The following is a 10,352-nucleotide window of genomic DNA, read 5'->3' as shown; positions in this document are numbered from 1 at the left end:
AGACCCCGCGGGCACCCCACCCCGGCAGAGACAGCAGGCGCCCTCCCCGACACGGGTGGCGGGCGTCTCGATGCCCATATCCGCGCAGCCGCGCCCACTGTGTTGCATGATGATCCACCATGGCCGAGCGCACACTCGCCGATCAATTGGGCGGCTACCTCCCCGAAGGCATCGAGGCCCTCGAAGAGCACGAGCGACAGGACCTCGCCAACGCCCTACGCGACGCGCGCAGGCGGCAAGCGAAAGCGCTCGCCGAAGCAGGCGAAGAAGGTCTTCGGTACGTCCCAGCCCTGCTGCGCGGCGCCGTCCGGAAGGCCGTGGGCCTGTGACACCCGACAAACCCGCCGCGGAAAACTACGCAGCCGAGGCCGAGATCCTCAAGCTCGCCCGCGTCCTCGACGTCGAGCCCGCGCGCCTCGCATACCTCGCCCGCGTCGATGCCGATGATCTGCAAGCCTTCCGCGAACAGGTCACCGACACACTCTTCGACGCCAACGCCGCCGCCCTGCAGCGGATGGCTCTCGCCGCGCGGGTTGTGCCCGTCGGGGTGCTCGCCAAGATCGCCGAGAAAGTCTTCGGCCCACTGCTCTGCGCCCGGATCGCCGGGCTGGTCGACGTCGGGCGGGGCGTCGATGTCGCCAAGCGGCTCAGTCCGCGCTTTCTCGCCGCGGTCGCCGCGGAGCTCGATCCGCGGCGGGCCAGCGCCATCATCAGCCGGATCCCGCTGGACACCGTTCTCGCCGTTGCCGGGGAGCTGGCGCGCAACGAGGACTGGATCACCCTCGGGCGGTTCGTCGGGCACCTGCCCGACCTCACCGTGCGGCGGGCCCTCGAACAGATCGACGACCCGTCGCTGCTGCGGATCGCCTTCGTGCTCGACGACAAGCGCCGCATCGATCACGTCGTCGGCCTGCTTCCGGCGCACCGGCTCGGGCGGCTGGTCACCGCCGCCGGCGCCGATGAAGACCTCTGGGCGCCGGCGCTCGACCTGCTGACCCACCTGAGCGAGGCGCGGCGAAACACCCTGAAACCGATGCTCGCCGGCCTGCCCGAGGGGTTCCGGGATCGCGTTCAGGCGACGATCAAGTAGATCCCGTAGCCGACGATCGCCGCGCAGAGTGCGAAACAGATGACCGCGCCGGCCAGCGGGGCCGAACCCGAGCCGCCCGCCGCTCGGGCCGAGTCGCGCTGCGAGAGGCCGACCACGCCGAACGAAAACAAGCTCGTCAGGACGACGACCGCGCCCAGCGCGACGAGGAAGACGAGACCGAGGGAACCCCAATCGATGTGCACGGCGCTCCTCAGGCGTTGGCCGGCTGGGCGGCCGGCTCGGACTCGGTGATGGAGTGGGCGCCGACCGGGTTGCGCTTCGACGCCAGGTAGATGCCGAGGGCGACGACGACGCCGGCCAGGCCCACCAGCACGGTGCCCCAGGTCCCGAGCGTCGACACCTCGGCGGCGACGGCGCCGACGATCGCCGCGGCGGGCAGCGTCAGCGCCCAGGCGACGACCATCTTGCCCGCGACGCCCCAGCGGACTTCGGCGAGCTTGCGGCCGAGGCCGGAGCCGATGATGCCGCCCGAGCAGACGTGCGTGGTCGACAGCGCGAAGCCGAGGTGCGCCGAGGTGAGGATGACCGCCGCGGCGCTGGTCTCCGCCGCGAACCCTTGCGGCGTCTGGATTTCGGTGAGCTTCTTGCCCATCGTCTGGATGATCCGCCAGCCGCCGAGGTAGGTGCCGAGCGCGATGGCGAGGCCGGCGGTCAGGATCACCCAGATCGGCGGGCCGGAGTTCGGCGCGAGCGAGCCGGACGCGATCAGCGTCAGCGTGATGACGCCCATGGTCTTCTGCGCGTCGTTCGTTCCGTGCGCGAGGGACACCAGCGACGCCGAGGCGATCTGGCCGGCCTTGAACGTCCGGCCGACCGTGTCCTGCTTCGCGCGCGCGGTGATCCGGTACACGAGGAAAGTGCCCAGCGTCGCGACGATCCCGGCGACGATCGGCGAGGCGAGCGCCGGGATCAGCACCTTCTCGACGACCTTCCCGAAGTGGACGGCGTCGGAGCCCGAGGCGATCCAGGTCGCGCCGATCAGCCCGCCGAACAGCGCGTGCGACGAACTCGACGGCAGCCCGATCAGCCAGGTCACCAGGTTCCACACGATGGCGCCGACCAGCCCGGCGAAGATGATCACCGGTGTCACCTTTGTGTCGTCGACGATCCCGCCGGAGATCGTCTTCGCGACCTCGACCGAGAGGAACGCGCCGACGAGGTTCAGGACGGCCGAGACGGCGACGGCGACTCTCGGTTTGAGGGCCCCGGTGGCGATGGAGGTGGCCATCGCGTTGGCGGTGTCGTGGAAGCCGTTGGTGAAGTCGAAAGCCAGCGCCGCGACGATCACCACCAGCACGATCAGCGAGAAGTCCATGGGCGGCCCACTTTCGTTGCTGTTCGTTAGCAACGCTACTGATCGACAGGGACGGCTCCGATCCCGGTCGTGTGACGGCTTACTGAACTCTCCGTGAACCAAGGTGAGGAGAACCCCACCAAGACTCGGTGGTGCACCGCACTGTGCCCGCCCGTCTCACCTGGAATCGTCGAAATCGGGCGAAAGGGGCCACGATGAACAAGCTGGGGTGGGCGGTCGTCGCGACCGTCGGGTCGGCGGTGCTGTTCTTCTTCGGTACCGGCTTGGATCCGGTGCCCGAACTCGCTTGGGCGGCGCCCCTGCCGATCCTCCTGCTCGCGCCCCGCGTGCCCGGCGCGGCGGCGATGGCGTGCGCGTTCGCCGCCTACCTCGCGGGCAGCGCCGGCAGCTGGAGCTACTTCTGGCACTCGCTGTCGGTCCCGCGCCCCGCCGCGATCGCGATCCTCGGCGGCAGCGCGCTGTTGTTCGCCCTGGCCACGGGCCTGTTCCGGCTGCTGGTCCGCCGGGGTCACGGCTTGCTCGCGGCGATCGCCGCACCGGCGTTGTGGACGGTCGTCCTCTACGTCGTTTCGCTGCTCAACCCGACCGGCGTGATGGACACGCTGATGACGACTCAGGCCGACCGGCCGGCCGTGCTGCGGCTCGCCGCGGTGACCGGCGGCTGGGGTGTCGAGTTCCTGGTGCTGTTCGTCCCGGCCGCCGTCGCCGCCGCGCTCGCCCCGCGGGTCCGCGGCCTCGCGCGAGTGGCCGGGCTGGTCGTGACCGCCGCGGTGCTGGCCGGCCTCGTCGTCTGGACCACACCGCCCCTGGCCGGGCCGTCGACGCGGGTCGCCCTGATCGCCATGGACAAGGGTCCCTGGGCGGCCGACGTCGGCACGTTCGAAGGCCGGACCACCGTCCAGACCTATGTGAACGAGATCGAACGGGTGCCCGACGGCGTCCAGGCCGTCGTGCTGCCGGAAGCCGCTTTCGCGGTGGACCAGACCAGCCGGCCGCGGCTCGTCGACGCCTTCACCGAAGTCGCCCGCAGCCGGAACCTCGACGTCGTCACCGGCGTCATCGACACGACGCCGGACGGCCGGTTCAACGCCGCGCTGGCGATCCCGCCGTCGGGCCCGCCGGTGGAATACCGCAAGTGGCACAACGGAGATTCGCCGAACCTCGCCTCCGGCTCCCAGCTCGCGCACCTCGCCGGGGTCGGGCTGATGGTGTGCATGGACGTCAACTTCGCCGACCCCAGCGGCGAGTACGGCAAGGCCGGCACCGGCCTGGTGCTCATCCCGGCGTCCGATGAGGACGTCGACGGCTGGGCACACAGCCGCACGGCGCTGATCCGCGGCGTCGAGAACGGCTTCTCGGTGGCGTGGAGCGCGGCTCGCGGGACGCCGATGCTCTCGGACGCCCAGGGCCGCGTACTGGCCGACGCCCACACCGGCGGCCGTCCGTTCACCGTGGTCGTCGCCGACGTCCCGATCGGGCCGGGGAAGACGCCGTACGCCCGCTTCGGCGACTGGTTCGCGTGGCTCTGCGGGCTGATCGCGGTGGCCGGGATCGCGGTGGCTGCTCGCCGGCCGTCGTTGTCACCCGTCACAACGAACACCGGGCAACTCTGAGCGTTTTCCCAGGTCGTCTCCAGCGGTATGTGACCGATCATGATCTGCGTCACGTACTGACGGGTAACTGGAGGCAACGGAATGCGGGTCACCAACGGCGGTGTCAAGCGAACCCTGGCCGTGCTCGCCGCGGCGCTCACCTTCGGCGCGGTCGCGCCGTCGATCGCCGAAGCGGCTCCGAGCAGCGGCTGGAACGACTGGGGCTGCCGTCCGTCGGCCGCGCACCCGGAGCCCGTCGTGCTGGTGCACGGCCTCGGCGCGAACGACACCGTCAACTGGTTCTTCCACGCGCCGAAGATCGCCGCCCAGGGCTACTGCGTCTTCTCGCTGACGTACGGCACCGGCGTCCTCGGCCCGGGTGTCGGCGGGCTCGCGTCCATGCGGGACAGCGCGGCGCAGCTCGGCCGGTTCGTCGACCGCGTCCGCGCCACGACCGGGGCGGCGAAGGTCGACATCGTCGGCCACTCCGAAGGCAGCACGATGCCGGCGTACTACCTGAAGTTCGGCGGTGGCGCCGCCAAGGTCGCCCACTTCGTCGGCTTCGGCGCCAACTACCGCGGGACGACGCTCGGCGGCCTCGACGCGCTGGCCAAGGCCCTGCTCACGTCCGTGCCCGGCCTCGCCGCGGTCCTGCGCACGGCGTGCGGCGCGTGCTCGGAGTACCTGGCCCCCTCGGCGTTCCTGGACGACCTCGCCCGCGGCGGCGTCCACGTCGCCGGCCCGGCGTACACGAGCATCGTGAGCAAGTACGACGAGGTCGTGACGCCGTACACGAGTGGCATCCTCGATGAGCCGGGCACGACGGACGTCGTGCTGCAGGACTTCTGCCCGGCCGATCTGTCGGGCCACCTCGGCCAGGCGATCGACCCGAACGTCACCGGGCTGATCCTGCACGCCCTCGACGAGGGCTACGCGCCGGCGTGCACGCCGTTCACCCTGCCACTTTAACCCCGGCCCGCCACACCGCGCGGGTCAGCGGCACGCCCGGGCGATAGGCCAGGTGCGTCACCGAGGGCGCGTCGAGCACGTGGACGTCCGCCCGCGCGCCGGGCCGCAGCACACCCACGTCGTCACGGCGCAGCGCCTTCGCCCCGCCCGCCGTCGCGGCCCAGACCGCCTCCTCGATCGTCATGCGCATCTGGAGCACGGCCGTCGCGACGCAGAACGCCATCGACGTCGTGTACGAGCTGCCCGGGTTGGCGTTGCTGGCCAGCGCCACCGTCGCGCCCGCGTCGAGCAGCCGCCGCGCCGGCGCCAGGGGCTGCCGGGTCGACAAATCACAGGCGGGCAGCAACGTCGCCACTGTCTCGGAGGCCGCCAGGGCTTCGACGTCGGCGTCCGAAAGGTACGTGCAGTGGTCGACGCTCGCCGCACCGAGTTCCACCGCGAGCCGGACGCCGGGTCCCTCGCCGAGCTGGTTGCCGTGCACCCGCAGGCCGAGCCCGCGCTGGGCGGCCGCCTTCAGCACCCGCGCCGACTGGGCCTCGTCGAAGGCACCGGTCTCGCAGAAGACGTCCGCCCAGCGCACGCTTTCCGCCACCGCGTCGAGCATCTCGCCGCAGACGAGGTCCACATAGGACTCGGCGTCGGCGCCGGGCGGGACCAGGTGCGCGCCGAGGAAGGTGACCTCGTCGGCCACCTCGCCGGCGATCCGGGCGCTGCGGGCTTCGTCGGCGACGGTCAGCCCGTAGCCCGTCTTCGTCTCCAGGCAGGTCGTCCCCTGCCGGGCCGCCTCGTCGACGTGGTGCCGCAGGTTCGCCGCCAACTGCTCGTCCGACGCCTCCCGCGTCGCGCCGACCGTGATCGCGATTCCCCCGGCGGTGTACGGCTTTCCGGCCATCCGCGCCTCGAACTCGGCGGTGCGGTCACCGGCGAAGACGAGGTGCGTGTGGCTGTCGACCCAGCCGGGCAGCACCGCGCGGCCTCCGACGTCGACGCGTTCGTCGGCCGCCGGCGCGCTCGCCGCCGGGCCTGCCCAGGCGACGCGCGAACCGTCCAGCACCAGGGCCGCGTCGGAGAGCCGGCCCAGCGCCGGGTCGTTGGTGGTGAGTTCGCCGATCCCCGTGATCAGGACTGCCACAGTGCCTCGATCTCCTTCGCCAGAACGGTTTCCGGTCGGTCGACGAGCAAGTGCGTACCGTCCCGGACGACCTCGCGGCCGGCGACGACGACGTGCCGGACGTCCGAGCCGGAGGCCGCGTACACGACCCCCGACGGCTCGATCCCGGCCGTCCGCACCGAATCCAGGGCCACGGTGACGAAGTCCGCGCCCGCCCCCTCGGCGAGCGCGCCGACCTCGGCCCAGCCGATCGCCGCGTGGTCCGTGCCCGCTTCGAGGAGCTCCTCGGCGCTGAACCGGCCGCGTTCCTCGCTGGCCAGCCGGTCGTCCAGTTCCAGCGCGCGGGTCTCCTCGAAGGCGTCGACGACAGCGTTGCTGTCACTGCCGATGCCGAGCCGCACCCCGGCGTCCCGCAGCGCGCGGGCCGGGCCGATGCCGTCGCCGAGGTCGCGTTCGGTGGTCGGGCAGAAGCACGCGCGCGCCCCGCTCAGCCGGTCGATGTCCGACGTCGTCAGGTGCGTGGCGTGCACGGCGACCAGGCGTTCGGTCAGCACCCCGCGGTCGTCCAGGAGCTCGGTGGGTGTGCGGCCGTAGGCGGCCTGGCACTGCTCGTTCTCGGCCCGCTGCTCCGACAGGTGGACGTGCACCACCCGCGTACTGTCCACAAGCGACAGTTGATCGGCCGGGACCGCGCGCACTGAATGGATCGCCGCACCCACGCGGAACAGCTCGTCTTCCTTGAGCGCGGCCACCCGCGAACCCCACGCCGACGCCGAGCCGTCGGAGAAGCGCCGCTGCACCTCGTCCGGTTCGACGCCGATACCGCCGGCCAGGTAGCACGTGTCCAGCAGCGTCAGCCGGATCCCGGCGTCGGCCGCGGCCTGCCGCAGCGCCTCCCCCATCGCGTTCGGGTCGGCGTACGGCTTCCCGCCGGGCGCGTGGTGCAGGTAGTGGAACTCGCCGACGCTCGTGTACCCGCCGAGCACCATCTCCGCGTAGACGCCGCGAGCTAGCCGGTAGTACGTGTCGGGGTCGAGCCGTGCGGCCAGGGCGTACATCCGCTCGCGCCACGTCCAGAACGTGCCGCGCTCGTGGTGCGTCCGGCCCCGCAGCGCCCGGTGGAAGGCGTGCGAGTGCCCGTTCGCGAAACCCGGCAGCGTCAGCCCGCCGAGCACCGTCCCGGACCGCGGCGAGCCGGGTGCCACGCCGGTGATCCGGCCGCCGGCGACGTCGATGCGCACCGCCGACGCGATCCCGCCGGGCAGCCAGGCCTGCTCGCACCAGAAAACTGTCGGTGCCGCGCGATAGGCTGGAAACGGGGGGCGCCCCCGCGGGCCGGAGGTCGGGTTGCGGGTCACTGCGCGAGCCGTTCCAGGGCCGTGGCCAGCGCCGCCGCGCCGGCTTCGACGTCGCCGGCCTCCGCGAACTCCTCCGGCGAGTGGCTGATGCCGGTCGGGTTGCGCACGTAGAGCATCCCGGCCGGGGCGAACCCGGCGAGGATGGCCGCGTCGTGGCCGGCCCCGGTCGGCAGCTCCGGCGGTCCGCCGAGCCAGGCGCCGAGGTCGCGCCGGAGGCCGTCGTCGAACACCACGTCGTCCGAATAGGACTCGCGGGTCACCGCGACCCGGCAGCCCTCCGCCGCGGCCGCCTCCGCAGCCGCCCGGCTGATCTCGGCGACCAGCCCCGGCGTGCCCTCGCCCGGCACCCGCGCGTCCAGCCACAGGTCCACTGTGGACGCGATGACGTTGGTCCCACCGGGGGTCGGCACGAGCCGGCCGACGGTCGCCCGCGCGTCCGGCACCTTCGCGGCCAGCCGCCGGACGGCCGTCACCGTCGCGGCGGCGGGCAGCATCGGGTCGGCGCGGTCGGCGAGCAACGTCGCCCCGGCGTGGTTCCCCTGCCCCGCGAAGGAAAACCGCCACCGCCCGTGCGCGATCACCGTGCTGCCGACGGCGACCGGCGCGCCGAGGTCGATCAGCCCGCGGCCCTGCTCGACGTGCAGTTCGAGGAAGTGCCCGATCCGGTCGAGCCGCTCGGCGTCCGGGCCCATCCGCGCCGGGTCGACACCCGCTTTCGCGGCCGCCTCGGCGAACGTCACGCCGTCGGCGTCCCGCAGGCCGCGCGCCTTGTCGGCGTCGATCGTGCCGGTGAGCAGCCGCGAACCCAGGCACGGGACGCCGAAACGACCACCTTCCTCCTCGGCGAACACCACGACGGCGAGCGGCCTGCGCGGCCGGAAACCCTTGTCCTGCAACTGCGAGACGGCAGCCAGCGCGCTGACCACGCCGAGCGGGCCGTCGAACGCGCCGCCGCCCGGCACCGAGTCGAGGTGGCTGCCGGTCACCACGGCGTTGCGGCCCGGCGGCCCCCACCACGCCCAGATGTTGCCGTTGCGGTCGGTCTCGACGTCCAGCCCGAGCCCCAGCGCGCGCTCGACGAACCACTCGCGCAGGTCGTGCTCGGGCGCGTCGAAGGCGTGCCGCGAGTAGCCGCCGCGCTTCGGATCGCGCCCGACGTCGTCGATCTCGGCCAGCAGGCCCGAAGCCGTCACGCCTGTTCCCGCATCGGGACGCGCACACCCCGCTCGCCGGCGACCTCGGCCGCGCGGTCGTACCCGGCGTCGACGTGCCGGATGACGCCCATGCCGGGGTCGTTGGTGAGCACGCGCTCCAGCTTCTGCGCGGCCAGCGGCGTCCCGTCGGCGACGCTGACCTGGCCGGCGTGGATGGACCGGCCCATGCCGACGCCACCGCCGTGGTGGATCGACACCCAGCTGGCGCCGGACGACGTGTTGACCAGGGCGTTGAGCAGTGGCCAGTCGGCGATCGCGTCGGAGCCGTCGGCCATCCCCTCGGTCTCGCGGTACGGCGAGGCGACACTGCCGGAGTCGAGGTGGTCGCGGCCGATGACGACCGGCGCCTTCAGCTCCCCGCTGGCCACCATCTCGTTGAACCGCAGGCCGGCCAGGTGCCGCTCGCCGTAGCCGAGCCAGCAGATCCGGGCCGGAAGTCCCTGGAAAGCAACGCGTTCGCCGGCGAGGCGGATCCAGCGGGCGAGGGATTCGTTCTCCGGGAACAGTTCCAGCATCGCGCGGTCGGTCGCGGCGATGTCCTCGGGGTCGCCCGACAGCGCGGCCCAGCGGAACGGGCCGTTGCCCTCGCAGAACAGCGGGCGGATGTAGGCGGGCACGAAGCCGGGGAAGTCGAACGCGCGCTCGCAGCCGCCGAGCTTGGCCTCGCCGCGCAGGGAGTTGCCGTAGTCGAAGACCTCAGCGCCGCGGTCGAGGAAGCCGAGCATGGCTTCGACGTGGTCGGCCATCGACTCGCGCGAGCGGTCGGTGAACTCGTCGGGCTTCTTGGCCGCGTAGTCGTGCCAGTCGTCGACATCGACGCCTTTGGGCAGGTAGGACAGCGGGTCGTGCGCGGACGTCTGGTCGGTGACGATGTCGACCTCGACGTTCCGGCGCAGCAGCTCCGGCAGCACCTCGGCCGCGTTGCCCACGACACCGACGGACAACGCTTTGCCTTCCTTTTTCGCCTTGGTGACGCGGGCGATCGCGTCGTCGAGGTCGTCGGCCACCTCGTCGAGGTAGCGCGTCTCGACACGGCGGTGCGCACGCTGGGGGTCGCACTCGATGACCAGCGCGACACCGTCGTTCATGGTCACGGCGAGGGGCTGCGCGCCACCCATGCCGCCGAGGCCGGCGGTGACGGTCAACGTTCCGCGAAGCGAGCCGCCGAACTTCTTCTTCGCGACGGCGGCGAACGTCTCGTACGTGCCCTGGAGGATGCCCTGGGTGCCGATGTAGATCCACGAGCCCGCGGTCATCTGCCCGTACATCGTCAGGCCCTGCTGCTCGAGACGGCGGAACTCCGGCCAGGTCGCCCAGTCGCCGACCAGGTTCGAGTTCGCGATGAGCACCCGCGGCGCCCACTCGTGCGTGCGGAACACGCCGACCGGCTTGCCCGACTGGACCAACAGCGTCTCGTCGACGTCCAAAGTGGTCAGTTCGCGGGTGATCGCGTCGAAGCTGGCCCAGTTGCGGGCGGCCTTTCCGGTGCCGCCGTAGACGACCAGGTCGTCGGGGCGCTCGGCGACGTCGGGGTCGAGGTTGTTGTGGAACATCCGCAGCGCGGCTTCGGTCTGCCACGACTTGGCAGTGAGCTGGGTGCCGCGGGCGGCACGGACGACGCGGGACATCAGACCTCCAGGTAGGCGGTCGTGAGTGGTAAGGCGGGTTCTAACCCGCCTTAC

The 10,352-nt window shown here is 72.2% G+C and carries 10 protein-coding genes; 4 read left to right on the top strand and 6 right to left on the bottom strand.

The window, feature by feature from the left end; translation table 11 throughout:
- Positions 1-119: 119 nt before the first annotated feature.
- Entirely contained in the window at positions 120-329 is a 210-nt protein-coding gene (locus tag ACWEF6_RS31105; protein WP_043776570.1) for a hypothetical protein, read from the top strand.
- The gene (locus ACWEF6_RS31100; protein WP_449686199.1) at positions 326-1,090 is read left to right on the top strand and encodes a hypothetical protein; all 765 of its coding nucleotides are present in this window, start codon (positions 326-328) and stop codon (positions 1,088-1,090) included. Before ACWEF6_RS31105 ends, ACWEF6_RS31100 begins: the two co-directional genes overlap by 4 nt.
- On the opposite strand, the gene ACWEF6_RS31095 is transcribed toward ACWEF6_RS31100, so the two are convergent.
- Together ACWEF6_RS31095 and ACWEF6_RS31090 are read right to left on the bottom strand one after the other, a co-directional pair.
- Positions 1,072-1,293 carry a hypothetical protein gene (locus ACWEF6_RS31095; RefSeq protein ID WP_310975808.1) on the bottom strand — a complete coding sequence of 74 codons (222 nt, stop codon included), beginning with the start codon at positions 1,291-1,293 and terminating at the stop codon, positions 1,072-1,074. The two genes, ACWEF6_RS31100 and ACWEF6_RS31095, sit on opposite strands and share 19 nt — an antisense overlap.
- Positions 1,294-1,301: 8 nt before the next feature.
- The gene (locus tag ACWEF6_RS31090) at positions 1,302-2,426 is read right to left on the bottom strand and encodes an anion permease (RefSeq protein ID WP_449686198.1); all 1,125 of its coding nucleotides are present in this window, start codon (positions 2,424-2,426) and stop codon (positions 1,302-1,304) included.
- 194 nt (positions 2,427-2,620) lie between these two features.
- Between ACWEF6_RS31090 and ACWEF6_RS31085 the strand changes: the two genes are divergently transcribed.
- Both ACWEF6_RS31085 and ACWEF6_RS31080 read left to right on the top strand, forming a co-directional pair.
- On the top strand, positions 2,621-4,039 hold the full coding sequence (locus tag ACWEF6_RS31085; protein WP_449686197.1) for an acyltransferase: 1,419 nt from the start codon (positions 2,621-2,623) through the stop codon (positions 4,037-4,039).
- A gap of 81 nt (positions 4,040-4,120) precedes the next feature.
- Positions 4,121-4,987, top strand: a complete 867-nt coding sequence (locus tag ACWEF6_RS31080; protein WP_449686196.1) for a lipase family alpha/beta hydrolase — start codon at positions 4,121-4,123, stop codon at positions 4,985-4,987.
- Here the strand turns inward: ACWEF6_RS31080 and hutI are convergent.
- The 4 genes from hutI to hutU all read right to left on the bottom strand — a co-directional run bounded on the left by hutI (position 4,971) and on the right by hutU (position 10,298).
- Positions 4,971-6,119, bottom strand: a complete 1,149-nt coding sequence (gene hutI / locus ACWEF6_RS31075; RefSeq protein ID WP_449686195.1) for an imidazolonepropionase — start codon at positions 6,117-6,119, stop codon at positions 4,971-4,973. The genes ACWEF6_RS31080 and hutI overlap by 17 nt on opposite strands.
- A complete protein-coding gene (locus ACWEF6_RS31070; RefSeq protein WP_449686194.1) occupies positions 6,107-7,339 on the bottom strand; it encodes a formimidoylglutamate deiminase in 1,233 nt (410 codons plus the stop codon). Before ACWEF6_RS31070 ends, hutI begins: the two co-directional genes overlap by 13 nt.
- Positions 7,340-7,452: 113 nt before the next feature.
- The gene (locus tag ACWEF6_RS31065) at positions 7,453-8,649 is read right to left on the bottom strand and encodes an allantoate amidohydrolase (protein ID WP_449686193.1); all 1,197 of its coding nucleotides are present in this window, start codon (positions 8,647-8,649) and stop codon (positions 7,453-7,455) included.
- The gene (hutU, locus tag ACWEF6_RS31060; RefSeq protein ID WP_449686192.1) at positions 8,646-10,298 is read right to left on the bottom strand and encodes a urocanate hydratase; all 1,653 of its coding nucleotides are present in this window, start codon (positions 10,296-10,298) and stop codon (positions 8,646-8,648) included. The genes ACWEF6_RS31065 and hutU overlap by 4 nt, the downstream gene beginning before the upstream one ends.
- Positions 10,299-10,352 lie beyond the last annotated feature (54 nt).

The sequence above is a fragment of the Amycolatopsis sp. NPDC004772 genome (assembly GCF_053601215.1).
Note: the sequence above shows the minus strand (reverse complement) of the source record. Positions and strands in the feature narration are given on the sequence as shown.

Excerpts from the sequence above, each read along its gene's own strand:
- ACWEF6_RS31090 (WP_449686198.1), bottom strand. The coding sequence starts at position 2,426 with ATGGACTTCTCGCTGATCGTGCTGGTGGTGATCGTCGCGGCGCTGGCT.
- ACWEF6_RS31080 (WP_449686196.1), top strand. The coding sequence starts at position 4,121 with ATGCGGGTCACCAACGGCGGTGTCAAGCGAACCCTGGCCGTGCTCGCC.
- ACWEF6_RS31085 (WP_449686197.1), top strand. The coding sequence starts at position 2,621 with ATGAACAAGCTGGGGTGGGCGGTCGTCGCGACCGTCGGGTCGGCGGTG.
- ACWEF6_RS31105 (WP_043776570.1), top strand. The coding sequence starts at position 120 with ATGGCCGAGCGCACACTCGCCGATCAATTGGGCGGCTACCTCCCCGAA.
- hutU (WP_449686192.1), bottom strand. The coding sequence starts at position 10,298 with ATGTCCCGCGTCGTCCGTGCCGCCCGCGGCACCCAGCTCACTGCCAAG.